Raw genomic sequence first — 25,734 nt, 5'->3', positions numbered from 1 at the left:
ATGGGGGCTTTGACGAAAGCTGAGATGGCGGAACGTCTGTACGAAGAGTTGGGTCTGAACAAGCGCGAGGCCAAGGAATTGGTCGAGCTGTTTTTTGAAGAGATCCGCCACGCTCTGGAAGACAACGAACAGGTCAAATTGTCCGGTTTCGGCAATTTTGACCTGCGGGACAAACGCCAGCGGCCTGGCCGCAATCCAAAAACGGGAGAAGAAATCCCGATCACGGCTCGCCGTGTGGTCACCTTTCGTCCAGGGCAGAAGTTGAAGGCCCGAGTTGAGGCTTATGCTGGAACCAAGTCATAACGACGAACTACCCGTCATCCCAGGCAAACGCTACTTCACCATTGGTGAAGTCAGCGAGCTGTGTGCGGTAAAACCACACGTGCTGCGCTATTGGGAGCAGGAGTTTCCTCAACTCAACCCCGTCAAACGCACCGGGAACCGTCGGTATTATCAGCGCCAGGACGTGCTGATGATCCGACAGATCCGTGCATTGCTGTACGACCAGGGGTTCACCATCAGCGGCGCACGCCAGCGTATGTCCGGTGATGAGGCCAAAGACGACACCACCCAATACAAGCAACTGATCCGCCAGATGATCTCCGAACTGGAAGATGTGCTGGTGGTGCTGAAGAAATGATTCAAGCTTTAAAAATACTTCCACATTTCAAAAGCTTGCGGTATATTCCGGTTCGCTTCGTTAAGAAGCGAACCCAGTAACACGCCTAGTCGGGGCGTAGCGCAGTCCGGTAGCGCACTAGCATGGGGTGCTAGGGGTCGAGTGTTCGAATCACTCCGTCCCGACCATATTTTTCAATGACTTGGCCCAATCTGAAAAGATTGGGCTTTTTCATGTCTGAAAAATACCCCCTACCCCCTACCCCCTACCGCGCCGTGGGCTGTTATGGGCCCGAGAGCCTGTTTCACCTCTGTGATCTGCCGGTGGGGTACAGCGAACATGCAATCGCTACGACACTCCCCTGAAATGACTGGCGTGACGTCGATAGGCGTTGTCGCGTGCATGTCGATAAGCCACTAGCACACCTGCCCTAATTGATCCTTGCACGAACCCGGCAGTAGAGTTTGAAGCGCAAGCCAATGTATTAACGATGGGAAGGGGAGTGAAGATGACTATAAAAAAATATGTCTATATGACGGCTGCAGCCTGCCTGTTAGCGACCTCAAGTGCGCATGCGTCTTTCGCCACCAGTTGCCAGGATTCTCAGCCGTGGTACCACTTCAGCATGATTGAGGCAGCAACCTGTTTGCTCTCTGGTCAATGGTAATCGGGTCGCCCCCGCTGCGGTTCGGCGGGGGAGAGCCCCAGTGATCCCGCTCAAGTCGTGCCTTTCGGGCATTGCCGTCGATTGCGCTGACTTGACTCATCAACATTTGCTTAAAACATCTTCCTGCCTCACCTGGCCTGACGCTGCGAGCGAACCGTTGCGCCTGTGATCATGTCTGTGCGAATGGCCGACGGTTGCCCGGCGTTGTTGCGTGCATAACTGCATAACGTGACCGGCAGCTCTGCTATATCAAGGAATATGCCGTCCATGGCCAAGGTGTAGCGATCGTCGTCAATATCGCCACAGATGGTGCTGATCGCCGAGTTCACGCTGTAGTAATAATGCTGGCTAAAGCCGTCCTGCTGGTTTTCCCAGGCGATGTGATAGCGGTGCTTGAGCTGCGGTGCCGGTGCCGGGTTGGTCAGGAATACCGAATGGGTGAACGCATTGCGCAGCAGCGCTTCGGTCAGCGGCTGTTCGGCCGTTTGCACCCCGAGTATGCATAACACATGCGGCCCCAGCACTGGGCCGATGGGTTGGTTGATGTAGGCCTCGTCAGAAGCGGCAGCGACTTGGTAGCCGTGTGTGCGTGCGCAATCGCTGATGTGATTCACGGCTTTGAATCGGTAGAACGGTTCCTGGATCGAGAACCTCAGGTTCCAAGTCGGACGGGTAATTTGGTCGGTGGCGTCACGTTTTAAATGCACATAGGGCTTCAGGTTCCACGGCTCATCCAGCGTGATTTCAACCGCCTTGAGCTGACAGGTTGGGGTGTCGTTACGGAAAACACCGTCTACAAAGCAGTAGTACAAGTCGTTGACGGGGTAGCTGTAGTTGAATTTGGCGGCTTCGCACGCCGAGTTGTTCTGGCAGCTATTGAGAATGTCTTTCTGAATGGCAGACGCGACCTTGCTGATGATGCTGGTGATTTCATTGGTGTTCCGGTCCAGCATCGGACTGCCGGAGCTGCCTGGGCGCAGACCGTTGCAGCGGTTGCGCAAGGCGCTGGGGAACACGCCGGGATGTTCGGCAAAACTGTTGAGGGTCGATTCCACGCAGGCGCTCATGCGTAGGCCCTTTTTCAGAAAGCCAGTCGGCGCTCCCACGTTGATCACCTCTCGATCCGATGTCTGACGCTGGGAGGCCAGCTTGAGTGGCATGATCGCCTTGGCCACCAGCACCGCCAGTGACGTATCCAGTTCGAGCACGGCCAGGTCAGTGCCCGCCATGCTGCTCCAATGCGCCGTCTTGACGGCGTAGGTGATACGCCGTTCGGGTGTGTCATGAAAGTAGTTGAAGGTCACGTCGGCGGTGAGCGCCTGGTGGACGCGCGCTGTACCGTAGCTGTAGAACACACAATGCCCGGCGGTCAGCACATAAGCCGGCCCGATGGCCTTACCTTGGCGATTGCGCGTGTCGAGCAGAACGGCATTGCAGGTCTGGCCTAAGGCGTTTTCCAGTGAACCGATGCCGGTCCATTGCGGATAACGGTGGTTTTTATTTTCAAGGGCCACAGACGGTGACTGCTCGGTAAGGCCCTCGGCCAGATCTCTGGCATGGCTCGGCCAGACAGTGCTGAGCAACAGGAAATACAGGAAGATGCAGGCGGTGTGAGGAAGTGCCATAAGGGGCCTCGACAAGGAAGTCATTGATTGGCTGAAACTACTCAATCAGGCCAAGGCGGATGACATACAGGGCTACTGCGTGAGCCCTTGGCGGGATCCTCAGTCGCCGTTATGGCTGCTGGTGCTGGCGTCTTTACGCCAAACACCGTCTCGGGATTTTCCGTTCGTCCAAAGTTCGGCACTCCCTGTTACACGCCTGCTCCAATGGTTAAGTGCGTATTTGTCGCGCTTTAGAGCGGAGAGACAGCATGGAAATCAACGAGAACGCCCCAGGCAATATTTCACAGCAGGCAGTAACGCGTGGAACGGACAATGAGGCCGGTCATGATCCAAAGCGCGATGAGGATCATATCCCGCTGCCACCGGACGACGAGGCACCCCTCGAGGAAGATATGTCGGACGTGGACGCTGCCGATTCAGTAGCCAGTGAGCATCCTGACAACTGAGCATCAACGGACCCGGCCAAGCGCCGGGTTTTCATTTAAATGTCAGCGCAAGATAATTACGTTATTGTCGGCGTGATGCCCTTTTCCGAAAGGCCGAGAAGTTAAAGCAACCCAACTGCGGAGACGGATATGCGTGCCGAAGACGTTCTTGCCGACGACACAAACGAAGCAACATTTGAGGGAGTGACCGTACGTAAAGGGACGGTGGGTGCCTTTTTGGCAAACGTACGAGTTTGGAGTAACCCAGGCGCGAGCATGGATGATCAACTGCTGGCTGAGCGAGAAATTATTCAATCTCTGCCCGCTCTTAAGGCGATCGGGCTCCTCGACGTGTTTGAGCCTAAGGATTCCCGATTGCGTGAGTTGATCGCCAAGGCGGGCGCGCTACGGTGAGAGTATCCAGAGGGGCGCCACGCTGAGCAGCAAGAGGCCGGCTTTGTCTTGATGCGCCACTGTTGTTGCTGATTATGGCTTTTTCATGCCGGGAATAAATGCCTTCCCGCGTGAACAATCTTCATCGCGAATCACACCTGCTCATTAGTTACGCGCTAAGGAAATTTCCCACATCCAATGCCCGTACCCTGTTGTTAGGCTCCAACTCTTTGACCTGACTTCAAGGAGTTTCCTGATGACAAAACGTCTCGCCGCCGAGTTCTTCGGCACGTTCTGGCTGGTACTGGGCGGTTGCGGCAGTGCCGTGTTGGCGGCCGCATTCCCTGAGTTGGGCATTGGTTTTGCCGGTGTGGCATTGGCATTTGGCTTGACGGTATTAACCATGGCCTACGCGGTCGGGCATATTTCCGGCGGGCATTTCAATCCGGCGGTCACCATGGGTTTGCTCGCCGCCGGGCGTATCGGCGGCAAGGATGTGGTGCCCTACATCCTCACTCAGGTTCTGGGCGCGATTGCGGCGGCCGGCGTGCTGTACCTGATCGCCAGCGGCAAGGCCGGGTTCGATGTGACGGCGGGGTTTGCCACCAATGGTTATGGCGAGCATTCACCCGGGGGCTTCTCGCTGCTTTCGGTAGTGGTCACCGAGTTTGTACTCACGGCGTTTTTCCTGTTGATCATCCTGGGCGTCACCGACAAAAAGGCACCGGCCGGTTTTGCGCCGCTGGCCATCGGTTTTGCCCTGGTCTTGATTCACCTGATCAGTATTCCAGTGAGCAATACATCGGTTAACCCGGCGCGCAGTACGGGCGTAGCACTGTTTCAAGGCGATTGGGCGATGGCTCAGTTGTGGGTGTTCTGGGTGGTGCCTTTACTCGGTGGCGTGTTTGGTGGGCTGGTGCACCGGTTCGTGTTGGCGACAAAACAGTAGTCGCTCAGGCCACCTTTGCTCGGCGAGCGGACCGTGTTCTTCATGATCGAGCCGCCTTGTAACGGTTGGCCGGGCGCGCCAAACCAAGGTTTTCACGCAGTGTGGTGCCGGTGTATTCGCGCCGAAACAAGCCACGCCGCTGTAACTCGGGAACGACCAGGCGGGCGAAATCCTCCAGCCCGCCCGGCAGGTGTGGCACCAGAATATTGAAGCCATCCGCCGCGCCTTCTTCGAACCAGCGCTGCAGCTCATCGGCGATCTGCGTAGGCGTGCCGATCAAGCTGTAATGACCGCGTCCGCCGGCAATGCGTCGGCCCAGTTGCGCCAGTGTCAGCTGTTCGCGCTGGGCCAGTTCGCTCCGCAGTTGCTGGCGGCCGCGCTGGTGCTGACCAGTCGCTTCCATAGCCCAGGCATCGAAAAGATGATCGCCGAGGTGGACATCCCGGTGGTGGAAACCTGGGACTACGTGCCGGAGCGCCGTGATGGTTTTACTGCGACCCTCAGCGAGCTAGGTGTGCAGCCGTGGGTCTTCGTCCCCGACGCCGACCGTGCGCCTTTCGAGGCGGGCAAGCAGGCCATGGAGGAGCTGATGGGGGCGGTGACCAGGCCCGACTCGATTTTCTTTGCCAACGACAACCTGGCTGCCGGTGGTTTGCTCGCCGGTCAACGAGCGGAGCTGAACATCCCGCAGGACTGCGCCGTATTAGGCTTTGGCGATGACCCCTTCGCACAGATGTTGCTGCCCAGCCTCAGCACGATCCAGCCACCGGCCCTGCAGATTGGTGTATTAGCCGCCACCCGCGTTCTGCAAAGTCTGGGTGTATTACCGATTGAGGGTGAAGTTGCACGCTTGAATCTTTTGCACTGTCAGTTAATTGAAAGGGAAAGTGCCTAGTCATTACGGGGTATGGCTAAGTGCAACTAGTGGCTATTGGCTGCTAATGCTCTAAATCAGTGCATTTGGCAATGTTTTGTATTTAATTTCCCGCCAGCCGGAACTAGAGCTATAACTTCCAGTCGATACACCCGGCTAACTCCTGCATCGGCTGTGGCGAACTAATGGCATTGTTCGGTAGTTCCAAATAGCCATACTTTTCGCAACGTTAGATATTCCTCAATGATGTCTTCAGCCCCCATCGATGCTTGCAAGATGCACATCCCGCACACCGACCAGGTGTGTGCGTGGCTGATGCAGCACGCCGGGCTTAAAACGCTGGATCTGGAACGCGCCCGGCGCTTATCCGATGACCCTCGCGATCTGCTGGGTTTACTCACGCGCCTGGGCCTGGTGTCCGAAATCGAACTGGCCCGCGCCTGGGCCGATCTGCTGGCTGCGCCATTGCTGGCGGCCGACGCTGCGCCGCCGTTGCTCGACCCATTACCTGCCGTGACCGAGCGTTTCCTGCGTCACTACCACCTGGTGCCCATGGGCTGGGACGAGGGCGGCCTGCGCGTGCTGGCCGCCAACCCGACGCAGCGGTACCCGTTCCAGGCCCTGGCGTATGCCTGCCAAGTTCCTGTATGGCTGGCCATCGGCGCGCATACCGACGTAGAGGGCCTGATCGAGCGTTACTACGGCCAGGGCCGTTCGGCCATGGGCACGCTGATCGAAAACCTCAATGAGCAGGGTGGTGCCCTCGAAGATATCGAGCACCTCAAGGACATGGCTTCCGAAGCGCCGGTGATTCGCCTGGTCAACCTGATCCTGCAACGCGCCGTGGAACAACGGGCGTCGGATATCCATATCGAACCCTTCGAAAACCAGCTCAAGGTGCGCTACCGCATCGATGGCGTGCTGCACGACGCCGAAGCACCGCCCGCCAGTTCGTCGGCGGCGGTGATCTCGCGAGTGAAGATCATGGCGCGCCTGGACATCGCCGAGCGGCGCCTGCCCCAGGATGGGCGCATCATGCTGCGCATCCAGGGCAAGGCGTTGGATTTGCGCGTGTCCACGGTGCCCACCAGCTTCGGCGAGTCGGTGGTGATGCGCCTGTTGGACCGGCAAACCGTGCAGTTCGACTTTCCAAGCCTGGGTTTTGATGGCCAGCGCCTGGCAGCCTTCCTTGATTTGCTTGAGCGGCCCCACGGCATCCTGCTGGTCACCGGGCCCACAGGCTCGGGTAAAACCACCACGCTGTACACCGCCTTGGCGCGGCTCAACACCGCCGAACGCAAGATCATCACCGTGGAAGACCCGGTGGAGTACCAGCTTGAAGGCATCAACCAGATCCAGGTCAAGCCCGCCATCGGCCTGGACTTTGCCGGAGCGCTGCGCGCCATCGTGCGCCAGGACCCGGACGTGATCATGATCGGTGAAATCCGCGACCTGGAAACGTGCCGCATCGCCGTCCAATCCTCACTTACCGGCCATCTGGTGCTCTCAACCCTGCACACCAACAGCGCCGCCGCCAGCATCACACGCTTGCTGGACATGGGCGTGGAAAGCTACCTGATCGCCTCCACCGTCAGCGGCATTCTCGCCCAACGCCTGGTGCGGCGCCTGGACCCGGCCACACGGGTCGCGTTCCAGGCGCCGCCGGCGTTGATCAAGGAACACGGCCTGGATCGCCTCACCGAGCAGCGCCCGATTTTGCTGTATCACGGCGACTACCACGGCCGCAGCGCCCTCACCGAATTGCTGGTGATGAACGATGAGTTGCGTGGCCTGCTGATGGCCCACGCCGACGCCGCCACCCTTGAGCAAGCCGCCCGTCGCGGCGGTTTGCGCACCTTGTATGAAGACGGCCTGCGTCAGGCGCTGGCGGGCGTCACGTCCCTGGAAGAAGTGTTGCGCGTCACCCGTGGAGAGGATGCGTGAGCCTGTTCAAGTTCCGTGCCCTGGACAGCCAGGGCGCCGCCCAGAGAGGCACGCTGCAAGCTGCCGACCAGGCCGCCGCCGTCGCCATCTTGCACAAGCGTGGCTGGTTGCTGCTGCATATTGAAACGACGGGTAGTGCCTCGTTACGTCGTGTACGCGGGCCGTTGAAGGGGGCCGCGCTGGTGAGTTTCACCCAGCAACTGGCGACGCTGCTCGGCGCCGGTCAGCCCCTTGAACGCTCGTTGAACCTGCTGCTCAAGCAACCCGGCCAACCCCAGGTGCGGGCCTTGATCGAGCGCATCCGTGACCAGGTCAAGGCCGGCAAGCCGCTGTCGGCTGCGCTTGAAGAAGAGGGCGATACGTTTTCTGCGCTGTACCTGAGCATGGTGCGCGCGGGCGAAGCCGGTGGTGCGCTGGAAGACACCCTGCGCCAGCTCAGCGACTACCTGGAGCGCAGCCAGCGACTGCGTGGCGAGGTGATCAACGCGCTGATCTACCCGGCGTTCCTGGTGGTGGGCGTACTGGGTTCCCTGGCGCTGTTGCTGGCCTATGTGGTGCCGCAATTCGTGCCGATTTTTCAGGATCTGGGCGTGCCGATTCCGTTGATCACCCAAGTGATCCTGGGGCTTGGCGAGTTTTTGTCGGCCTATGGCCTGGTGCTGTTGGCCGGGTTGGCGATCAGTGCCGGGCTCCTGGCGACGCGCCTGCGCGACCCCAACCGCCGCGAACGCTACGACCGTCATCTGCTGGGCATCCGTGTGGTCGGCCCGCTGCTGCAACGGGTGCAAGCCGCACGCCTGACTCGCACCCTCGGCACCTTGCTCTGCAATGGCGTGGCATTGCTGCCCGCGCTGGTGATCGCCCGGCAGGTCTGCAGCAACCGTGCATTGCAGGCGCAAGTGGCGCTGGCGGCGCAACAGGTAAAAGGCGGCGGCACCCTGGCCGAAGCGTTTGGCAGTCAGCCGCTGTTGCCGCAGTTGGCCCTGCAAATGATCGAGGTCGGCGAACACGCCGGTGAACTGCCCGGCATGTTGCTCAAGGTCGCCGACATCTTCGACGTCGAGGCCAAGCGCGCGATCGACCGCCTGCTTGCTGCGCTGGTGCCCTCGCTGACCGTGATCATGGCGGTGCTGGTGGCGGTAATCATGCTCGCGATCATGCTGCCGCTGATGAGCCTCACCAGCCATATATGAACCTTCATGGAGTGGAATCAATGAGAACCCGGCACCGCCAAAACGGCTTCACCCTGCTGGAAATGCTCGCGGTGATCGTGCTGCTGGGCATCGTCGCAACCATTGTCGTGCGCCAGGTCGGCGGCAATGTGGACAAGGGCAAATACGGCGCAGGCAAGGCGCAGTTGGCGAGCTTGAGCATGAAGATCGACAGCTACGCCCTGGATGTGGGGGCGCCGCCCAGCACCCTGCAACAGCTGCTCGACAAGCCCGCCAATGCCTCCAGCTGGGCGGGCCCCTATGCCAAGCCTTCGGAGTTGAAGGACCCGTTCGGCCACGGGTTCGGTTATCGCTTCCCCGGGCAGCATGGCGCCTTCGACCTGATCTTCTACGGCCAGGACGGTCAACCGGGCGGCGAGGGCTACAGTGCCGATTTGGGTAACTGGGAGTAACCCGCCCATGGCCCAGCGCGGCTTTACCTTGCTGGAGATGCTGGTGGTCATTGTATTGATCGGTATCGCCGCCGGGTTGTTGGGGCTGGGTGTGCGCCAGGGGCTGCAAGTGGCTCAGGAGCGGCGGGTGGTGGGGCAGATGGTCGAGGCACTGCGCGCCACGCGGGCGGGGGCGATCGTCAGCGGCCGGGCGGCGCGCACCGAATTCGACCTGCAACGTCTGACGTTCCGGGCTCCAGGGCGTGCCCCGCAACAGTGGCAGGCACCGTTGCAGGTGACGCTGCACAGTGCCGAGCAGGCAGGGGCAGCCGTGGTGTTCTACCCCGATGGCAGTTCCACCGGCGGCAACCTGCTGCTGGCCAGCGGCGCCCGGCGTTGGCGTATCGACATTGGCTGGCTCACCGGCAGCGTGCAGTCCAGGGCGCTGCCATGAAGCATCAGGCCGGTTTTACCCTGCTGGAAATGCTCGCGGCCCTGACGTTGATGGCGGTGTGCAGCAGTGTGTTGCTGGTTGCCTTCGGCCAGAGTGCGCGCTCGTTGGCCCAGGTTGCCCACAGCGACCGGCTAACCCAGGCCGCGCTCACGCTGCTGGACCAGGAAGCGGCCGGCCCGCTGAGCGAGGGCACCTTGCAAGGCGAACTTGATGGCATCCATTGGCACTTGACCAGTACCCGGCAACAGCCCCATCTGTTTCGTCTCGACCTGAACCTGCGCGAAGGCGCGCATCAGGCCCGCTTCAGCACCTTGAAGGCCCGCCTGTGAAGCGCCGCGAGCAGGGCTTCACCTTGCTGGAGATCCTCGTGGTGCTCAGCCTGCTTTCGATATTGTTATTGCTGGTGGGCGCTGCGTTGCTGGGCGCCAATCGGGCGGTGGCCAAGGCCCAAAGTTACACCGTGAGCCTGGATGAAATGCGCACCGCCCAACAGTTTCTACGCACCGCGATCAGCGAGGCGTTGCCCTTGAATATCATTGAAGACGACAGCCAGGCCGACGGTTTTTTTATCGGTACGGCAGAGCGCTTGCAGTTTGTGGCGACCTTGCCCGGCGTGCTCGGCGGGGGCATCCAGCGCTTTACCTTGCAACGGGTAGAACAGGATTTTCAGGTGGCGTTTTCGCAGTTGCAATCCGCTGCCAACGCCCAGCGCGCTGAACCGCAAGTGCTGCTGCATAACGTCGAGGCGCTGCAATTGAGTTATCGCGGCGTATCGCCCTTGGGCCAGCCCACCGGCTGGTTGAGCGCGTGGCCCTGGCCCCGGCGCTTGCCCGTCGCAGTACGCATCGACGCCAGCGTCAACGGGCCGGTGCCGTGGCTGACGCAAGTGATTGCCCTGCGCCTGAACCTCGGCAGCGCGAGCAGTGAACAATGAAGCGCCAACGCGGAGCGGCGTTGCTGCTGGTGCTGTGGGTGCTGGCTTTACTCAGCCTGTTGCTCGGCGGTTTGGCTGCCTGGGTGCAACTGCAAAGTCGCCAGGCGCTGTGGTACCGCCAGCACACCCAGGCGCTGTTGGCCGCCGAAGCCGGTATTGCCCAGGTCATGGCTGATCGGCACTGGGTGGCGGACGGGCGTGCCATCGCGCTGACCTTCGACGACGCCCGCCTACAGGTCCGCCTGCGCAGTGAGCGCGGCAAGCTGTACCTGGTCAACGCCGACCCCGATGACTTGCTGCACCTGGCCCTGGCTTGCGGCGCTACCCCGGCCCAGGCCCATCAGCTGGTCCAGGCGCTTGAGGCTCGGCGCCATCAGGGCCTGGCGCCGTTTCGGGTGCTGGAAGAAGTGCGGCAACTGCCCGGTATGACCCAGGAGCTGTACAGCCAATTAGTGCCGGAAATTACTTTGTGGAGCGACCTGGATCGACCCGATCCGGCATTTGCCAGCCCCTTGATGCGCAAGGCATTGAACCTGCCACGGCAAAACGCCGAGGGCGCCGACCCCGGCCAGGTGCTGGAAATCGACAGCCGTGCCGAGCGCCCCGGCGGCTATCAGGCACGCCTGCAACTCACCGTCTTATTGAGCCCCGCGGAGGACCGTGCACAACCCTATCGGGTGGTGCGGTGGCAAGAATGAATCGACTTGAACCTATCGCCCGCCAGTGGCGCGGCAGCCTGTTGCAACAAGGCTGGCGCCTCTGGCTCACCGAGCTGCGCGGCTGTGTGCCGAGCTGGCTGGCCCCGCAAGAGCCGCCTGAACAGATCCATCACTGGCCGCTGACGGCGCCGGTTATCCCCGGCAGCGCCTGCCAGGTGCTGATGCTCGGCCCTGACGTGGTGCTGCAGCAACGCCTGCAATTGCCCCTGGCGGCCGCGCGCAATCTCACGGCGGTGGTCGGCTATGAACTGGACCGCTACACCCCGTTCGACGCCGAGCAGTTGTACTTCGTGGCGCGTCAGGAGCAGCGCACACCCACCCACCTTGAGGTCACGCTGGTGGCGATCCTGCGCGAGCGTCTGGATCGGATTCTGAGTGACTGCGCTGCCCTTGGTCTGCATCCCCATCGCGTCGATGTGGCGGGCCTGGGCATCGACCTGCTGCCGGCACCGTTACGCTCGCGCCAACGCCGAACGGGCAAGGATTTGCAGCGCAGCCTGCCATGGCTGTGCGGTGCCTTGCTGATCGCCGCCATGTTGCTGTGGCTCAACGACCGCCAGCGTGTACTCGACGCCATGCACGCCACCGTGCAGCAGCAAAAAGACCAGGTCGCCCAGGTGCACGCCCTGCGCCAGCAACTGCTCAATACCCGCGGCGCAGCGCAGTACCTCACCCAGCGCAAACTGGCGCAACCGCCGCTGGCTGCGCTGCTCAATGACTTGACCACTTGCCTGCCCGCCGACACTTGGCTCGACCAATTGGACGTCAAGGACGCTGAGGTGACCTTCTCCGGGCAAAGTGCCAAGGCCAGTGGCCTGATCACCCGCATCAAAGGCTGCCGGCGGTTGGACAACGCCCAGTTCGAAGGGGTGATTCAACCCGATGCGCGCACCGGTAAGGACCAGTTTGCCTTGCGCGCCCACTTACGCCCGGAGGCCGCCGATGCGCCGACCCCTCACACCCCGTGAACGTCGTGGCGGGGCCTTGTTGCTCCTGGCCGTGGTACTCGGTGCGGCCTATTGGTTGCTGATCGACAGCTGGTTCGCCGGCCCGCTGCGCACCATGGGCGAACAAGCCCAGCAGTTGCGTGAGCAGCAGCAACGCTACGCCGCCGTGTTGCGTCAGGGCGATGCATTGCGCGAACAGCTTGAGCTGGCGCGGCAAGACCCGGCCAGCAGCGCCAGTCTGTTGCCAGGCGATGACCCCGATGTGGTCGCCGCCGACCTGATGCAGCGTCTGGCCGACCTGATCAACAGCCACGCCAACCTTGGCGGCGGCTGCAACCTCACCCAGCGCAAACCCATCACCACCGAACAGGACAGCAGCGAGCCCTATCGGCAGGTCAAGGTCAGCCTTACGCTGAACTGCGCCATCGAACCGCTGACCGCGATCCTGCACGCGCTGGAATACCAGCCGCCGTTTCTGTTTGTCGATGAGTTGCGCATTCGCCGCAGCAAACAGGCACCGGCCACTGGCGGGGCGGGCAAGCTGGCGGTGCAACTGCTGGTGCGTGGCTACCTGCAACCGGCGCAGGTGGCGCCATGATCGGTGCACTGCGCCCCCTGGAGTGGGGCTTGCTCGGCTTGGCCGGGCTATTGGGCGTACTGATGGCGGTGATCCTCAGCAGCATCGGTGATCAACCGCGATGGTTGCCGCAGGCGCCTGCACCTGTGCAGCCCTCCGTCACTGTGCAGGCCGCACCGGCGCCGGCGTTGCAAGAGCTCGCGAGCACCTGGCAGACGCCGCTGTTCAGCCCCGATCGCCGCCCGGACAGCGTGGTCGGCAAGACCCAGGTGGCGAGCCTGGCCAACCTGACCCTCAGCGGCATCATGATCACCGGCAACCTGCAAATGGCCATGCTCAAGCAAGCCGGCGGCCCACCCCTGACGGTGCGCCTGGGCCAGACGCTGCCCAACGGCTGGCGCCTGGAACACCTGACCCCGCAATACGCCCGATTCGCCCTCAACGGGCGCACCCAGACCCTGAGCCTGTACGGCAAGCGGTTACCCCTGATTTCCCATCCCCGCGAGCCCCTCCCTTGATCGATATGCGCACTTCGCTGTTTTGCCTGGCCACTGCCGTCTCCCTGGGCGGTTGTGGATCCTTACCCGACCGCCTTGATCCGGACGAACAGCTGCTGAACGAGGCGCTGCAAGGCACCGGTTCGCAACGCCCGCCGAATGCGGCGCCTGCGATGCAAAGCGCTCTGCCCGAGGCGAAGTCGCCGCCGCAGCGCCAGCTGATTCGTGGCAATCAGACGTTCGTGCGTAAACCCACTGCGCCGGTAAAAGCCCAGGAGGAGGGCGGCGACATCGTCTTCAACTTTCAGGGCCAGCCCATCGAAGCGGTGATCAACAGCGTAATGGGCGACTTGCTGCACGAGAACTACAGCATCGCCGAGGGCGTGAAGGGCAATGTCAGCTTCTCCACGTCAAAACCGGTGGACAAGCAGCAGGCTCTGTCGATCCTCGAAACCCTGCTGTCCTGGACCGACAACGCCATGATCAAGCAGGGCAGCCGCTACGTGATCCTGCCGGCCAGCCAGGCGGTGGCGGGCAAGCTGGTGCCGCAGATGCGCGTGACGCAGCCCTCCAGCGGGCTCTCGGCGCGACTCTTCCCGCTGCGCTATATCTCGGCCACCGAGATGCAGAAACTGCTCAAGCCGTTCGCCCGAGAGAATGCGTTTCTGCTGGTCGACCCGGCGCGCAATGTACTGAGCCTGGCCGGCACCCCGGAAGAGCTGGCCAACTACCAGGACACCATCGACACTTTCGATGTGGACTGGCTCAAGGGCATGTCCGTGGCGGTCTTCGGCCTGCAACGCGCCTCGGTGGCCGAACTGATGCCCGAGCTGCAAGCCATGTTCGGCGCCGACAGCGGCACGCCCCTGGCGGGTATGTTGCGATTTTTGCCGGTCGAGCGCACCAACTCGGTGGTGGCGATTTCGTCTCAGCCCGAGTACCTCAGCGAGGTGGGTGACTGGATTCGCACCATCGACGAGGGCGGCGGCAATGAGCCGCAGATGTATGTGTACGACGTACGCAATATGAAGGCCGCCGACCTGGCCAAATACCTGCGGCAGATCTACGGCAATGGCGCGATCAAGGACGACGCACCGGCCAAGGTCGCGCCGGGGTTGCGTACCACCACCTTGTCCTCGTCCACCAGCGCTGGGCTGCAGGCCAATGTCCCAGCGCCTGCACCCGACGAACCCGAATCCGAACCTGCCGAAAATACCCAGGCGCCCCCCACCAGTGACCTCGAAGCCGGCACCCGCATCACCGCGCAAAAGAGCAGCAACCAGCTGCTGGTGCGCACCCGTCCGGCGCAATGGAAAGAGATCGAAGCGGCGATCAAGCGCCTGGACAACCCACCGCTGCAAGTGCAGATCGAGACCCGCATCCTGGAGGTCAAACTCACCGGTGAACTGGACCTGGGTGTGCAGTGGTATCTGGGCCGCCTGGCGGGCAATTCCACCAGCACCACGGTGGCCAACGCCTCCGGCAGCCAAGGCGCCCTGGGCGGTGGCGGGGCGGGGCTGGGGGCGGCGGATTCGTTGTTCTACTCTTTTGTCAGCTCCAACCTGCAAGTGGCCTTGCACGCCCTGGAAACCAACGGCCGCACCCAGGTGCTGTCGGCGCCGTCGCTGGTGGTGATGAACAATCAGCCGGCTCAGATTCAGGTGGGCGATAACATTCCCATCAGCCAGACCACCGTCAACACCGGTGACGCCGACACCACCTTGAGCAGTGTCGAATACGTGCAGACCGGGGTGATCCTGGATGTGGTGCCGCGCATCAATCCGGGCGGGCTGGTGTACATGGATATCCAGCAGCAGGTCAGTGATGCCCAGAACCCGGCGGGCAGCAGTGAGACGCCGGTGAACCCGCGCATTTCCACACGCTCGGTGTCGACTCAGGTGGCGGTGCAGAGTGGGCAGACGGTATTGCTTGGTGGGTTGATCAAACAGGACAACGCCGAGAGTGTCAGTGCCGTGCCTTATCTGGGGAAGATACCGGGGTTGCGGTGGTTGTTTGGCAATACTGGCAAGTCCAAGGACCGTACAGAGTTGATAGTGCTCATTACGCCAAGAGTCATTACCAGCAGCAGCCAGGCACGGCAGGTGACTGATGATTATCGCCAGCAGATGCAACTGTTGCGGCCGGCTCAATAATCCTGGTTGCTCGGAGTACCAATGTGGGAGGGGGCTTGCTCCTGATGGCGGCTTGACTGCCAGCGACTACCTAAATGATGCGACGCGATCCAAATGTGGGAGCTGGCTTGCCTGCGATGACGGCCTGACAGCCAACACAGTTATACCGAGTACATATCCATTCCTGTGGTAACGGCTGATATTGGTTCCGCTTTTACAGCGGGTCACTTTTGGAAAAGAGCCCCAAAAGTAACCAAAAGGACTCTTGCCCCACCACTCGGCACCTCGCTTAGGCTCGGTGTGCCCGTAATCCGCCATGGATTTGGGGGGCCGCCGCCACGCGCCATCCATGGCGCGGGGCGGCTAAACCGGCATCCCTGCCGGTTTACCCCCCAAATCCCTGTCGAATTCCGGCCAGCGTGGTTTAACGGGGCGCCTAGGATCAAAAGCAGATCAAGATCACGAGCGGCTCGCTTCGCATCGTGGTTACGGTTGGCGGCTGCAAAGTTGTGTAGATACCTATGCTATCGAGGGCAACCTCCCTAGCCCAGAATCTCTCTGCTGCTGATGGGTTAAACATTACCGTTATGAATAAAAATATTAAATAATAATGAAAGTAGAGAATATTAGCTTATGCCAAAACAGCATTATATTTTTGAAATTCATTCCGTTATGTTTGATCTCAACAGCCTACCCCTGACCTCGGATGGTACCCAGCGTGATTCAGATTCTGCGCGCCTGACCGGGTAATTATCCCCCGCAGCAGAATCGTTGGACGGGAGCTCAACGTATGTTGCCACTTCAAACCCCTCGCTTGCCCCACACCTAGCCCAAGCCGAAACGCCTTTTGAACACCGGTCACGCCGCGCCAGGCGCGTGCCTGCTCGATTTCGCGATTTGGAAAAAGCCGGGAATGGATATGAAGCACGTTCTACAACCCACCGCCGCCCTGACGTTGTCCTTGCTGGCTGCAGCGACGCAAGCCCAGGACGACAGCACCTTGTCTACCGTCGTGGTCACCGGCAACCGTGGCGCCGAGCAGCGCACGGTCACCAGCAGCCCGGTGCCGATTGATGTGGTCAGCGCCAAGCAACTGCAAAGCACCGGCAAGCCCGGGTTGATGGAGGCGTTGAGCGCAGTGATCCCGTCGCTGACCTTGCCGGAAAAAACCGGCTGGGACGCCAGCGGCATTGCCCGGGCGCCGAACCTGCGGGGTTTGAGCGCCGCCGAAGTACTGGTGCTGGTCAACGGCAAGCGCCGCCACACCAGCGCCACCTTGAATATCAACGGCATCAACACTGGCGCGGCGCCGGCGGATCTGGACCTGATCCCCATCAGTGCCATCGACCATGTGGAAGTCCTGCGCGATGGCGCCGCGGCCCAATACGGTTCCGATGCCATCGCCGGGGTGATCAACGTGATCCTCAAGGCCGACACCAGCGGCACTTCGGTGACCAACACCGGCCTTGGCTACGACGGGAAGAAACAGACGGTGCAGCAAAGCCTCAACAAGGGCTTCGAAATCGGTAACGGCGGCATCGTGCAGTTGGCTCTGGATGCGCGTAGCCAGAACGATGACAACAAGGCCAGCGCCAATGGCTACACCTACGAGCAGGCGTATGGCCTGGAAGGCAAGTCCACCTATGGCGGCTACGGCACGCCCAAGACCAACCTGCTGTCCCTGGGCTACAACGCCGAGTTGCCGATCGACGACAGCCTCAGCCTCTACTCCTTTACCACCTACTCGCGACGCAAGGCCGAGCAGGGGCAGAACTTCCGCCTGCCGACCATTACCAACACCATCACCACCGGGCCCAACGGTTACCCGGCCGGGTACACTCCGACCTGGTACATCGACGAGGACGACTTCCAGGCGGCGTTCGGTGGCAAGGGCACTGTGGGCGAGTGGGACTGGGACTTGTCTACCACCTATGGGCGCAACGAAGCGGAGCAGGGCACCACCCACAACCAGAACCCGTCCCTGGGCGAGGCCACGCCGAACAGCTTCACGTCCGGCACCTGGATTTCCACCGAGTTGACCACCAACCTGGACTTCAAACGCGGCTTTGATATCGGCCTGCAAAAACCCTTGGACCTGTCTTATGGCTTCGAGCATCGGCGCGATACCTACGAGGTACAGGCCGGTGACTACGGGTCTTATGCCAACGGCGGCTACTGCGTGGCGCCGGGTAACTGTGCCTCGTCCGGAGCCCAGGTTACCAACGGTATTTCCCCGCAGGAAGAAAGCAGCGCTTCTCGCAACAGCCTGGCCAGTTATGTGGACGTGGGCTTCAACCCCTTGCCGGATTGGTACGTCGGCACCGCTTTGCGCTATGAGCATTACAACGAAGGCGTGGGCGCCACCCGCAGTGGCAAGCTGACCACCCGCTACGACTTCACGCCCCAGTTCGCGGTGCGTGCCACGGTGAGCAATGGCTTTCGGGCGCCGTCCCTGGCCAACAGTTTGTTCAGTGCGCGCTCCACCACCTATGGCGTGGTGGACGGCGTGTACCAGTCGATCAATTACGGCGTGCTGCCGGTGGGGGCGGCGGCGGCCAAGGCGCTGGGCGCCGAAGAGTTGAAGCCCGAACGCTCCACCAACTTCAGCCTCGGTTTCACCCTTACACCCACCGACCGCCTGAGCTTCACCGCCGATGCCTACGTGATCAATCTACGTGACCGCATCACCCTGACAGGCACCTTGCTTGGCCCTGAAGTCACCCAGGTACTGCAGAACAACGGCATCAACTCCACCTCCGGCGGCCAGTACTTTATCAATGGCGCCGACACCCGCACCAAGGGCCTGGACCTGGTCAGCAGCTACAACCAGGACCTGGGCGCGTTCGGCGCGCTGAAGTGGACCGCTGCGTTCAACTGGAACCAGACCAGAATCCAGAACTACAAGGCGTCCACCAGCATCCTTGGCCGGCCTTATGACCTGATGGATCGCGAGGCCCGCAACCTGATCACCGGCGTGCAGCCCAATACCAAGCTGATCCTTGGTGGCGACTGGAGCATCGAACGCTTCAATCTCAGCCTGGCCCTGACTCGCTACGGTTCCTACAAGGAGGTCAATTCATCGGCCAACCGCGACCTGGACCGGGTCTACAGCGCCAAATGGATCACCGACCTCGACCTTGGCTACAACCTCACCAAAGACCTGAACATCGCCATCGGCGCCAAGAACCTGTTCGACCAATACCCCAAGAAACAAGGGGTGCCGAGCAGCACCATGGTTGCCAGCTACGGCACTTATTCGCCCTACGGTTTTACCGGTGGGTACTACTACACCCGGCTGACTTACGCCTTCTAAGGCCTGCGAGGAATAGCACATGCCCATTGTCGCCAAACCCTACGACCTGCTTGATGAGGTCAGCGTACAACCGCTGCGTCAGCACCGCGTCTCCACGCCGATCAAGGCGCTGCAAGTGGTGCCCGCCCGGCATCCCTGGCGCTGGGCCGGGTCGATCTTCGCCGCGCTGGTGCTGCTGGCCATCGTGCATTCCCTGGCCACCAACCCGCGGTGGGAGTGGGGGGTGTTCGGCCAGTGGTTCTTCTCGCCGTCAGTGCTGCGCGGCTTGGGGCAGACGCTGTTGCTGACGCTGCTGAGCACGGTGTTCAGCGTCATCCTTGGCACGGCGCTGGCGTTGGCGCGGCTGTCGGGCTCACCGTTGCTGGCCGCATTGGCCTGGGGCTATATCTGGTTTTTCCGCTCGATGCCGGCGCTGCTGGTGCTGATCATTCTCTACAACTTTGCCTACCTGTACGACCACATCGTGCTCGGTGTGCCGTTCACCGACCTGGTGTTCGCCGAATGGTCGACGGTGGATGTGCTCAGTCAATTCACCGTGGCGGTTTTGGGCTTGAGCCTGATGCAGGCCGCCTACGCGGCGGAGATCATCCGCGGTGGCCTGATCGGTGTGGAGGCCGGCCAGCATGAAGCAGCCGCGGCCCTGGGGTTGCCGGCCTCGCGGCGCATCTTCCGCATCATCCTGCCCCAAGCGCTGCGCTCGATTTTGCCGTCTGGGTTCAACGAAATCATCGGCCTGGTCAAGGGTACTTCCATTGTCTACGTGCTGGCCTTGCCCGAGCTGTTCTACACCGTGCAAGTCATCTACAACCGCACCCAGGCGGTGATCCCGCTGCTGATCGTGGCCACTGTGTGGTACCTGATCATCACCACCGTGCTCACCAGCGCCCAGTACTACGTCGAACGTCATTTTGCCCGCGGCACCGCGCGGGTGCTGCCGCCGACGCCGTTGCAGCGCCTGCGCCTGTGGCTCAAGGAGAAGTCCCATGGCTGAAGCACGCGCCGGGCGCATCCAGATCCAGGGCGTGGGCAAGCGCTTTGGCAACCAGCAGGTGCTCGATAACATCGACCTGACCATCGACCCCGGCAAGGTCACAGTGATCCTCGGCCCGTCCGGCTCGGGCAAGTCCACCCTGCTGCGCACCATCAACCACCTGGAGAAAATCGACAGCGGGCATATCACCATCGACGGTGAATATGTCGGCTATCGACGCAAGGGCGACCTGCTATTCGAACTCAAGGAGCGCGAGATCCTCAAGCGTCGCATCGACGTCGGCTTTGTATTCCAGAACTTCAACCTGTTCCCGCACCTCACCGCCTGGGAAAACATCGCCGAAGCGCCGTTGGCCCACAAGCGCTGGAGCAAGGCCCAAGCGCACTTCAAGGCTGCCGAGTTGCTGGCCAAGGTCGGCCTGGCGGACAAGGCCGACGCCTATCCGCGCCAGCTCTCCGGTGGTCAGCAACAACGCGTCGCCATCGCCCGGGCCCTGGCGCTGGATCCCAAGGTGCTGCTGTTCGACGAGCCCACCTCGGCCCTCGACCCGGAACTGGTGGGCGAGGTGCTGGATGTGATCAAGGGTCTGACCCGGCTGGGGGTGACTCTGGTGATCGTCACCCACGAGATCGGCTTTGCCCGTGAAGTGGCCGACCACGTGGTGTTTCTTTGCGACGGTCAACTGATCGAAGAAGGCCCGCCCGAACAGATCCTGCGCCAACCCCACCATCCCCGCACCCAGGCCTTTCTCGGCAAGGTGCTTTAGTTCAAGGAGTGAGTGCCCATGTTCATCAACACCACCCGCGTGACCTTGCTGGCGCTTGCCGTCAGCACCGCGCAATACGCCTTCGCTGTGCAACAGGTCGATCTCAGCCCCGACCGCCCGCGCATCCATGTGCCGCGCAATGAAGCGGCCATTGCGCAGATCCCGCCGGGCTTCAAGTTCGCCCAGCCGGGCAAGTTCACCGTGGCCGTGTCCGGCGTGGCCGGGCCGCCCCTGGCACTGCTCGCCAGTGACGACAAGACCACCATCGGCAGCGAAGCCGATACCGCACAACTGATCGCCGATAGCCTCGGCCTGCAACTCAATGTGGTACAGACCAGTTGGGAGGATTGGCCCCTGGGCGTCAGCTCGGGCAAATACGACGTGGTGATCAGCAACGTCACCGTCACCGAGGCACGTAAAAAGCGTTTTGACTTCGCCACCTACCGCCAGGATGTGCTCGGCTTTTACGTCAAGAGCACCAGCAAGATCAACGCGATTCAGCAGGCGGCGGACATTGCCGGGCTGAAGATCATCGTCGGCTCCGGCACCAACCAGGAAAAGGTCCTGCTGGCCTGGAACGAGGCCAATGAAAAAGCCGGCCTCAAGCCTGCGCTGTTGCAATACTTCGACGACCAGGCCGCCGCGCAACTGGCGGTGCAGTCAGGGCGCAGCGATGCACTGTTCGGGCCGAACTCGGTGTACGCCTATTCGGCGGCGATCACCGGCGGCATCAAGCGCGTCGGCACTGTCAACGGTGGGTGGCCGTTGCAGGCCGATATCGCCGTGACCACGCGCAAGGACAACGGCCTGGTCCAGCCGATCCACACTGCCTTGGAAGGCGCGATTGCCGGAGGGCAATACGAGCAGGTGCTGCAACGTTGGGGCCTGGATGTCGAACGCGTCGACAAGTCGCTGATCAATCCACCGGGCCTGCCGGACTAGGAGCATCGACATGGGACTGACACGACGTGAAGCGCTGTCGAGCATTGCCGCAGTGGGCGGTGAGAAGGCGGTCAAGGATGCACTGGCGGTGTTGGGGCTGGGCCCATCGTCACACCGCCGACCGCAACCGCTGAAACTCAAGGATGGCCTGGGGCAGGGCACCCGCGTGCTGGTGCTGGGCGCCGGGATTGCCGGATTGGTCACGGCCCTGGAGCTGAGCCGCGCTGGCTTCAGCGTGCAGGTGCTGGAAGCCCGTGAGCGCGTGGGTGGTCGCACCTGGACCCTGCGCAACGGCGACCGCGTGGACTACAAGGATGGTCGCTTGCAAACCGTGGGGTTTGATCCGGGCCAGTATTTCAACGCCGGCCCGGCGCGCATTCCCAGCCAGCACCGCACGATCCTCGACTATTGCAGTGAGCTGGGCGTGCCGTTGGAAGTGCTGGTCAACAGCAGCCATGGCGCCCAGGTGCGGCCGGACCTGAGCCAGCCGGCGTTCAGCGTCGGCCAGGCGCTCAACGATACCCGTGGGCACCTGTCCGGGTTGCTGGCCAGGGCGGTGCAACGCGACGCCCTTGACGATGTGTTGAGTGGTGAAGAGCGCACGCGCCTGCTGGGTTTTTTGCAGGTGTACGGCGACCTGTCCCAGGAGCTGGCCTTCGAGGGCACCCTGCGTTCCGGGCACCTTGAATCCGCCGCCCACCCTGGCGCCTTGCCCGCCCGCCACAAGCCGCTGGGGTTGGAGCGCTTGCTGCACCCGGAACTCTGGGGCGCTTTGTTGCACACCGAATTCCCGGAATTTTCAGCCACCATGTTCCAGCCGGTGGGCGGCATGGACCGGATCACCGACGCCCTCTACCGACGCGTGCATGAGCAGGTGCAACTGGGCGCCCAGGTGCGGCAGATCCGCCAGCTGGAAGACGGCGTGGCGGTGACCTATCACGACCAGCACAGCGGCCGCGAACAGGTGGTGCGTGCCGATTACCTGGTCTCGACCTTGCCGCTGCCCCTGCTGGCCAGGCTCGACAGCGACTTCAGCGACCCGGTCAAGGCCGCCTTGCTCAGCACGCGCAGCGACCAGGCGACCAAGGTGGCGTGGCAATCCCCACGTTTCTGGGAAACCGATTACCGCACCTATGGCGGCCTGTCATGGGTCGAGCACCCGGCGCGCTTGCTGTGGTACCCCAGCAACGACCTCAACACCCGCGAGGGCGTGCTGGTGGCCGGTTACGTGACCGGGGAGGGCGCCGACGTGTTCGGCGCACAGCCACTCGAACAGCAGCACGCCGCCTCCCGACAAGCCGTAGAGCTGTTGCATCCAGGTTATTCCAAACATTTGCGTCATCCACTGGCGGTGTCCTGGGAACAGATCCCCTACAGCGAAGGCCCGTGGCTGCAACGCGAACACTTCCCCGCCCAGGCCCACGCCTTGCTGGAACGGCCCCATGGCCGGGTGTACTTCGCCGGCGACGGCCTGGTGCAAAGTGGCGTGGGCATCTGGCAGGAGTCGGCGGCCAACTCCGCGCGCCATGTGGTGGCGCAACTGGCCGAGCACATCACCCAACAACGACAGATCGCGGCTGTGGCCGCCTCTTGAGGAGCAATACCATGAGCGACAGCATTCAACGCACCAGCGTGGGCGATTTTCCCATCTCGCAAACCGTCACCGTGCCGGCCTCGGCCAGTCTGATATTCGTCAGCGGCACGCTGCCCGACCTCGCCGACCCGAATGTGCCTGGGGTTTACGGCGACACCGAAGTACAGACCGTTTCAGTGTTCAACAAACTGCGCAAAATCCTCCAGCAGCAGGATCTGGACCTGGGCGATATCGTGCAGTTGCGGGTATTTCTGGTCGGCGCGGAAGAAACCGACGGCAAGCTGGATTTTGCCGGGTTGCAGCGGGGGTATACGCAGTTCTTCGGTACGCCCGAGCAGCCGAACAAACCGGCGCGGACCGCGTTGCAAGTGGTGGCGCTGCCGTTGCCGGGGGCGTTGGTGGAAGTGGAGGCGATTGCTGCCCGGGCGGTGTGATGCCGCCCGTCACTCTGCGGCGTGGAGCCTTTGCTCTGTCGCCCGATCGATCAATGCCCGCAGCGCTTCGAACAAAGGGGCTGCATCTGTGTGTTTTTTGCCGTAGGCCAGGTTGAAGGCGTAATCGAAATCGGGCGGGTTCAGCCCTTGGGTGTGCTGCAGCAGGGTCTCCAGTTTGTCCATGGCCTTGACGGCTTTTGCTTCCGGCGAGCGTGCGTTCTCGTAGTCATCCCATAACGTCAGGATCTCGGCTTTCAGGGGGCTGTCCAGGGACTGCGCCAACAGCAGCAGGTCGAGCCGCTCCTGTTCACCCTTGTTGGGAAAGGCCGCCTGGCTGACCGCCGGGATATCGCCGTGGATGGCTTCGCCCAAATCATGGATAACGCACATCTTGAGGATTTTCAGCAGGTCCAGGCCGGGCAATTGATCGGCGAACACCATCGCCATCAGACACAGGCGCCAACTGTGTTCGGCCGTGCTTTCGGTGCGACCCGAAGCCGTGTGGGCACTTCTGAGCACATCCTTGAGTTTTTCCGCTTCGCGCAGAAAATCGAGACGGCCTTTGATTTTTTCCATGTCCATGATGCTGCCCCGCAAGGTCGGTTGTGCAGGTAAGCCTAGGTGCGCGAGCGTAGATCGTCCACGCATAAAATATGCGCGGTGGGCTTTCAGAGTGTCTCGACCAGGCGTGCTGCGCTGCCATCGCTCAGGGTCATGCGTGTCCAGCGACACAGGCTTGGGCGTATGGGCACGAGATTGGAGTCGTTGCTTCCAGTGGTGAATTCAAGGGCCGGTGGTGCCTGGGTTTCACGCCAGCCGGTATGCTCCAGGCTGGCTTCGATCAGCTGGATTTGCGGCGTTGCGAAGCGCCACAACGACTGGCCCATAAGCTCGGCGAGCGGGCTGCTGAACTGGCGTGCGCGGGAAGGCGAGCACGCGAGCAGGCGGTGCGTCAGGTCGCACACCAAGTGCATCGCTTGCGAACTCTCGCTGACCAGCCGGGCCAATGCCTGATCGGCGGCTGCATCAAGTCGGGCTGCCAACAACTGCTCAAGCTGTTGGTGCGCAGCCGGATCCATCGCTTGTACGCCACTTTCCCAGCGCGAAATAGTCGATTGCGTGACGTTGAACAACTGCGCTGTATGACTTTGCTTGATGCGGTGCAGCAAACGCCATCGCCGCAGCGCAACGCCGGGCAAGGCAGGCTTGAGCAAGGAGTGAGGCATCTGCGATTCCTGAGTCAACGGGTGGATGACGAGTGTGATGACAAGAGGGCAGCGGTGCAAATGAGTGGGATGAACGGCCCTCGGGTTGGCACACCAAGCCTCAGGGCTGAAGTGTTGATCGCTCCTGATACGCAGATCCAATGTGGGAGGGGGCTTGCTCCCGATAGCGGATTGTCAGTCACTGCATGTGTTGACTGAACCACTGCTATCGGGAGCAAGCCCCCTTCCACATGGCTACTCTTTATTGCTGCAACAACAAAGCCTGCTGCTTGAGCTTGCGCTTCTGGACAAACGGTAAGGTTTCATCATCCCCATACGGCGCGCTGTACCAATTGCCGTAGCTCGGGTTGGGCAGCAGGAACCAGCGCTGCCCCAGCCAGTTCACATAGGGTTCGACGGCCTTGCGCTGCGCAGCCAGGGTGTTGTGTTCGGCCTGCACGAAATCGCCCAACGAGTCGCCCGCCATCAACAGCACGCGTGCTCGGCTGGCGACCCATTGGCGGCGGCAGTTCTTGCCGTAGCCGGCGCTTTCGCAGTGGCCGGTAGGCGTGCTGGCCGCCAGGATCTGTGCGTCGCTCTCAATCGGAAAGCCGCGCAAACGCAGGTTTTTGGCGGTGGCCGCGACCTGGTTGTGTTCGCGGTTAGTGAGGTAATACACCTTGACTCCTTTTTGCCTGGCCGCCTGCAGAAACGCCACGGAACCTGGTAGCGCCTGGGCCTTGGCCTGCTCGACCCAGGTATTCCAGCGATCGTAGGAATAGACCTGATTGTTGATGATGTCGCGAGCGTTGAGCGGCACGTTGTCCAACAGCGTCTCGTCGATATCCACAATCACCGCCGGCGGCAAACCGGTCAGCTTGCGCGCAGGTAAAGGCAGTGCGTCCCAGTTGGGGTCGGCCAGCGCTACATCGAGTTGGCGGGTGGCGTTGGCGAAGAGCTGGCGGTAGATCATCTCGTGCTCGATGGACGTCTGGGTCCAGAGCACGGCGTCGAGTTGGTCGTTGGCCGGGGGTGTTTGCTGGCAGCCTGCCAGGGCGGTGGTCAACAGGCAGGCACTGGCAAGGAACAGGTTACGCATGGGCAAATCTCGCAGAGGATGGGTGCGTGGT

26 protein-coding genes, 1 tRNA gene and 2 pseudogenes are annotated in these 25,734 nt (G+C 61.8%); 24 read left to right on the top strand and 5 right to left on the bottom strand.

Going from position 1 to position 25,734, the window contains the following annotated elements:
* From ihfA to E3O56_RS17475, 3 genes are all read left to right on the top strand, one after another.
* A complete protein-coding gene (gene ihfA, locus E3O56_RS17485) occupies positions 1-303 on the top strand; it encodes an integration host factor subunit alpha (RefSeq protein ID WP_002553164.1) in 303 nt (100 codons plus the stop codon).
* Entirely contained in the window at positions 284-640 is a 357-nt protein-coding gene (locus E3O56_RS17480) for a MerR family transcriptional regulator (RefSeq protein ID WP_003174972.1), read from the top strand. The genes ihfA and E3O56_RS17480 overlap by 20 nt, the downstream gene beginning before the upstream one ends.
* A 90-nt stretch (positions 641-730) precedes the next feature.
* A tRNA-Pro gene (locus tag E3O56_RS17475) sits at positions 731-807 on the top strand.
* 607 nt (positions 808-1,414) lie between these two features.
* Here E3O56_RS17475 and E3O56_RS17470 read toward each other — a convergent pair.
* Complete coding sequence (locus E3O56_RS17470; protein ID WP_050549407.1) at positions 1,415-2,911, bottom strand: trypsin-like peptidase domain-containing protein; 1,497 nt, start codon at positions 2,909-2,911, stop codon at positions 1,415-1,417.
* Between the two features lie 248 nt (positions 2,912-3,159).
* On the opposite strand from E3O56_RS17470, the gene E3O56_RS17465 reads away from it, so the two are divergent.
* From E3O56_RS17465 to aqpZ, 3 genes are all read left to right on the top strand, one after another.
* The gene (locus tag E3O56_RS17465) at positions 3,160-3,357 is read left to right on the top strand and encodes a hypothetical protein (RefSeq protein ID WP_032880294.1); all 198 of its coding nucleotides are present in this window, start codon (positions 3,160-3,162) and stop codon (positions 3,355-3,357) included.
* 129 nt (positions 3,358-3,486) lie between these two features.
* Positions 3,487-3,750, top strand: a complete 264-nt coding sequence (locus E3O56_RS17460; RefSeq protein WP_078821836.1) for a hypothetical protein — start codon at positions 3,487-3,489, stop codon at positions 3,748-3,750.
* A gap of 235 nt (positions 3,751-3,985) precedes the next feature.
* Positions 3,986-4,678, top strand: coding sequence for an aquaporin Z (gene aqpZ, locus E3O56_RS17455; RefSeq protein WP_248128630.1), 693 nt, complete (start codon positions 3,986-3,988; stop codon positions 4,676-4,678).
* A gap of 40 nt (positions 4,679-4,718) precedes the next feature.
* On the opposite strand, the pseudogene E3O56_RS17450 reads toward aqpZ, so the two are convergent.
* A pseudogene (locus E3O56_RS17450) lies at positions 4,719-5,060 on the bottom strand (nitrilotriacetate monooxygenase); the annotation flags it as partial.
* Between E3O56_RS17450 and E3O56_RS17445 the strand changes: the two are divergent.
* The 18 genes and pseudogenes from E3O56_RS17445 to E3O56_RS17360 form a co-directional block, all read left to right on the top strand.
* Positions 5,010-5,573 (top strand): annotated as a pseudogene (locus E3O56_RS17445) (substrate-binding domain-containing protein); the annotation flags it as partial. The pseudogenes E3O56_RS17450 and E3O56_RS17445 overlap by 51 nt on opposite strands.
* A gap of 225 nt (positions 5,574-5,798) precedes the next feature.
* Positions 5,799-7,496, top strand: coding sequence for an ATPase, T2SS/T4P/T4SS family (locus E3O56_RS17440; RefSeq protein ID WP_248128662.1), 1,698 nt, complete (start codon positions 5,799-5,801; stop codon positions 7,494-7,496).
* Positions 7,493-8,689 (top strand): type II secretion system inner membrane protein GspF, encoded by a 1,197-nt coding sequence (gene gspF, locus E3O56_RS17435; RefSeq protein WP_248128629.1) that lies wholly within the window; start codon positions 7,493-7,495, stop codon positions 8,687-8,689. Before E3O56_RS17440 ends, gspF begins: the two co-directional genes overlap by 4 nt.
* A 20-nt stretch (positions 8,690-8,709) precedes the next feature.
* A complete protein-coding gene (gene gspG / locus E3O56_RS17430; RefSeq protein ID WP_103733804.1) occupies positions 8,710-9,120 on the top strand; it encodes a type II secretion system major pseudopilin GspG in 411 nt (136 codons plus the stop codon).
* Between the two features lie 7 nt (positions 9,121-9,127).
* Positions 9,128-9,553 carry a GspH/FimT family pseudopilin gene (locus E3O56_RS17425; RefSeq protein WP_103733805.1) on the top strand — a complete coding sequence of 142 codons (426 nt, stop codon included), beginning with the start codon at positions 9,128-9,130 and terminating at the stop codon, positions 9,551-9,553.
* Positions 9,550-9,882: a prepilin-type N-terminal cleavage/methylation domain-containing protein gene (locus E3O56_RS17420; protein ID WP_032880303.1), complete on the top strand. Its 333-nt coding sequence runs from the start codon at positions 9,550-9,552 to the stop codon at positions 9,880-9,882. Before E3O56_RS17425 ends, E3O56_RS17420 begins: the two co-directional genes overlap by 4 nt.
* Entirely contained in the window at positions 9,879-10,487 is a 609-nt protein-coding gene (locus E3O56_RS17415; protein WP_078821832.1) for a prepilin-type N-terminal cleavage/methylation domain-containing protein, read from the top strand. Before E3O56_RS17420 ends, E3O56_RS17415 begins: the two co-directional genes overlap by 4 nt.
* A complete protein-coding gene (locus E3O56_RS17410) occupies positions 10,484-11,185 on the top strand; it encodes a general secretion pathway protein GspK (protein WP_248128628.1) in 702 nt (233 codons plus the stop codon). Before E3O56_RS17415 ends, E3O56_RS17410 begins: the two co-directional genes overlap by 4 nt.
* Positions 11,182-12,174 (top strand): PilN domain-containing protein, encoded by a 993-nt coding sequence (locus E3O56_RS17405; RefSeq protein ID WP_248128627.1) that lies wholly within the window; start codon positions 11,182-11,184, stop codon positions 12,172-12,174. Before E3O56_RS17410 ends, E3O56_RS17405 begins: the two co-directional genes overlap by 4 nt.
* Positions 12,149-12,751 carry a type II secretion system protein GspM gene (gspM, locus tag E3O56_RS17400; RefSeq protein WP_005789622.1) on the top strand — a complete coding sequence of 201 codons (603 nt, stop codon included), beginning with the start codon at positions 12,149-12,151 and terminating at the stop codon, positions 12,749-12,751. Before E3O56_RS17405 ends, gspM begins: the two co-directional genes overlap by 26 nt.
* The gene (locus tag E3O56_RS17395) at positions 12,748-13,248 is read left to right on the top strand and encodes a general secretion pathway protein GspN (protein ID WP_078821828.1); all 501 of its coding nucleotides are present in this window, start codon (positions 12,748-12,750) and stop codon (positions 13,246-13,248) included. The genes gspM and E3O56_RS17395 overlap by 4 nt, the downstream gene beginning before the upstream one ends.
* 5 nt (positions 13,249-13,253) lie before the next feature.
* On the top strand, positions 13,254-15,380 hold the full coding sequence (gene gspD, locus E3O56_RS17390; RefSeq protein ID WP_078821827.1) for a type II secretion system secretin GspD: 2,127 nt from the start codon (positions 13,254-13,256) through the stop codon (positions 15,378-15,380).
* An 898-nt stretch (positions 15,381-16,278) separates the two neighbouring features.
* Entirely contained in the window at positions 16,279-18,672 is a 2,394-nt protein-coding gene (locus E3O56_RS17385) for a TonB-dependent receptor (protein WP_248128626.1), read from the top strand.
* A 19-nt stretch (positions 18,673-18,691) separates the two neighbouring features.
* Positions 18,692-19,663, top strand: a complete 972-nt coding sequence (locus E3O56_RS17380) for an amino acid ABC transporter permease (protein WP_228308656.1) — start codon at positions 18,692-18,694, stop codon at positions 19,661-19,663.
* Entirely contained in the window at positions 19,656-20,429 is a 774-nt protein-coding gene (locus E3O56_RS17375; protein WP_216091805.1) for an amino acid ABC transporter ATP-binding protein, read from the top strand. Before E3O56_RS17380 ends, E3O56_RS17375 begins: the two co-directional genes overlap by 8 nt.
* An 18-nt stretch (positions 20,430-20,447) precedes the next feature.
* The gene (locus tag E3O56_RS17370) at positions 20,448-21,371 is read left to right on the top strand and encodes an ABC transporter substrate-binding protein (protein WP_216091804.1); all 924 of its coding nucleotides are present in this window, start codon (positions 20,448-20,450) and stop codon (positions 21,369-21,371) included.
* Positions 21,372-21,381: 10 nt separating this feature from the next.
* Positions 21,382-22,965: an FAD-dependent oxidoreductase gene (locus E3O56_RS17365; RefSeq protein WP_248128625.1), complete on the top strand. Its 1,584-nt coding sequence runs from the start codon at positions 21,382-21,384 to the stop codon at positions 22,963-22,965.
* An 11-nt stretch (positions 22,966-22,976) separates the two neighbouring features.
* Positions 22,977-23,399 (top strand): RidA family protein, encoded by a 423-nt coding sequence (locus E3O56_RS17360; RefSeq protein ID WP_005789607.1) that lies wholly within the window; start codon positions 22,977-22,979, stop codon positions 23,397-23,399.
* A 9-nt stretch (positions 23,400-23,408) separates the two neighbouring features.
* Here the strand turns inward: E3O56_RS17360 and E3O56_RS17355 are convergent, their stop codons facing one another.
* The 3 genes from E3O56_RS17355 to E3O56_RS17345 form a co-directional block, all read right to left on the bottom strand.
* Positions 23,409-23,981, bottom strand: a complete 573-nt coding sequence (locus E3O56_RS17355) for an HD domain-containing protein (protein ID WP_032880322.1) — start codon at positions 23,979-23,981, stop codon at positions 23,409-23,411.
* 86 nt (positions 23,982-24,067) lie between these two features.
* A complete protein-coding gene (locus tag E3O56_RS17350; protein ID WP_122733824.1) occupies positions 24,068-24,625 on the bottom strand; it encodes a helix-turn-helix transcriptional regulator in 558 nt (185 codons plus the stop codon).
* Between the two features lie 241 nt (positions 24,626-24,866).
* On the bottom strand, positions 24,867-25,703 hold the full coding sequence (locus tag E3O56_RS17345; RefSeq protein ID WP_248128624.1) for an HAD family acid phosphatase: 837 nt from the start codon (positions 25,701-25,703) through the stop codon (positions 24,867-24,869).
* Positions 25,704-25,734: the final 31 nt, after the last annotated feature.

The organism is Pseudomonas sp. W2Aug9 (assembly GCF_023127755.1).
GTDB classification, from domain to species: Bacteria; Pseudomonadota; Gammaproteobacteria; order Pseudomonadales; family Pseudomonadaceae; genus Aquipseudomonas; species Aquipseudomonas synxantha_A.
Note: the sequence above shows the minus strand (reverse complement) of the source record. Positions and strands in the feature narration are given on the sequence as shown.

What these genes read in the sequence shown, in the direction of transcription:
- ihfA (WP_002553164.1), top strand. Translation starts at nt 1, where the DNA reads ATGGGGGCTTTGACGAAAGCTGAGATGGCGGAACGTCTGTACGAAGAG.
- E3O56_RS17480 (WP_003174972.1), top strand. Translation starts at nt 284, where the DNA reads ATGCTGGAACCAAGTCATAACGACGAACTACCCGTCATCCCAGGCAAA.
- E3O56_RS17470 (WP_050549407.1), bottom strand. Translation starts at nt 2,911, where the DNA reads ATGGCACTTCCTCACACCGCCTGCATCTTCCTGTATTTCCTGTTGCTC.
- E3O56_RS17465 (WP_032880294.1), top strand. Translation starts at nt 3,160, where the DNA reads ATGGAAATCAACGAGAACGCCCCAGGCAATATTTCACAGCAGGCAGTA.
- E3O56_RS17460 (WP_078821836.1), top strand. Translation starts at nt 3,487, where the DNA reads ATGCGTGCCGAAGACGTTCTTGCCGACGACACAAACGAAGCAACATTT.
- aqpZ (WP_248128630.1), top strand. Translation starts at nt 3,986, where the DNA reads ATGACAAAACGTCTCGCCGCCGAGTTCTTCGGCACGTTCTGGCTGGTA.
- E3O56_RS17440 (WP_248128662.1), top strand. Translation starts at nt 5,799, where the DNA reads ATGTCTTCAGCCCCCATCGATGCTTGCAAGATGCACATCCCGCACACC.
- gspG (WP_103733804.1), top strand. Translation starts at nt 8,710, where the DNA reads ATGAGAACCCGGCACCGCCAAAACGGCTTCACCCTGCTGGAAATGCTC.
- E3O56_RS17425 (WP_103733805.1), top strand. Translation starts at nt 9,128, where the DNA reads ATGGCCCAGCGCGGCTTTACCTTGCTGGAGATGCTGGTGGTCATTGTA.
- E3O56_RS17420 (WP_032880303.1), top strand. Translation starts at nt 9,550, where the DNA reads ATGAAGCATCAGGCCGGTTTTACCCTGCTGGAAATGCTCGCGGCCCTG.
- E3O56_RS17410 (WP_248128628.1), top strand. Translation starts at nt 10,484, where the DNA reads ATGAAGCGCCAACGCGGAGCGGCGTTGCTGCTGGTGCTGTGGGTGCTG.
- E3O56_RS17405 (WP_248128627.1), top strand. Translation starts at nt 11,182, where the DNA reads ATGAATCGACTTGAACCTATCGCCCGCCAGTGGCGCGGCAGCCTGTTG.
- gspM (WP_005789622.1), top strand. Translation starts at nt 12,149, where the DNA reads ATGCGCCGACCCCTCACACCCCGTGAACGTCGTGGCGGGGCCTTGTTG.
- E3O56_RS17395 (WP_078821828.1), top strand. Translation starts at nt 12,748, where the DNA reads ATGATCGGTGCACTGCGCCCCCTGGAGTGGGGCTTGCTCGGCTTGGCC.
- gspD (WP_078821827.1), top strand. Translation starts at nt 13,254, where the DNA reads ATGCGCACTTCGCTGTTTTGCCTGGCCACTGCCGTCTCCCTGGGCGGT.
- E3O56_RS17385 (WP_248128626.1), top strand. Translation starts at nt 16,279, where the DNA reads ATGAAGCACGTTCTACAACCCACCGCCGCCCTGACGTTGTCCTTGCTG.
- E3O56_RS17380 (WP_228308656.1), top strand. Translation starts at nt 18,692, where the DNA reads ATGCCCATTGTCGCCAAACCCTACGACCTGCTTGATGAGGTCAGCGTA.
- E3O56_RS17375 (WP_216091805.1), top strand. Translation starts at nt 19,656, where the DNA reads ATGGCTGAAGCACGCGCCGGGCGCATCCAGATCCAGGGCGTGGGCAAG.
- E3O56_RS17370 (WP_216091804.1), top strand. Translation starts at nt 20,448, where the DNA reads ATGTTCATCAACACCACCCGCGTGACCTTGCTGGCGCTTGCCGTCAGC.
- E3O56_RS17365 (WP_248128625.1), top strand. Translation starts at nt 21,382, where the DNA reads ATGGGACTGACACGACGTGAAGCGCTGTCGAGCATTGCCGCAGTGGGC.
- E3O56_RS17360 (WP_005789607.1), top strand. Translation starts at nt 22,977, where the DNA reads ATGAGCGACAGCATTCAACGCACCAGCGTGGGCGATTTTCCCATCTCG.
- E3O56_RS17355 (WP_032880322.1), bottom strand. Translation starts at nt 23,981, where the DNA reads ATGGACATGGAAAAAATCAAAGGCCGTCTCGATTTTCTGCGCGAAGCG.
- E3O56_RS17350 (WP_122733824.1), bottom strand. Translation starts at nt 24,625, where the DNA reads ATGCCTCACTCCTTGCTCAAGCCTGCCTTGCCCGGCGTTGCGCTGCGG.
- E3O56_RS17345 (WP_248128624.1), bottom strand. Translation starts at nt 25,703, where the DNA reads ATGCGTAACCTGTTCCTTGCCAGTGCCTGCCTGTTGACCACCGCCCTG.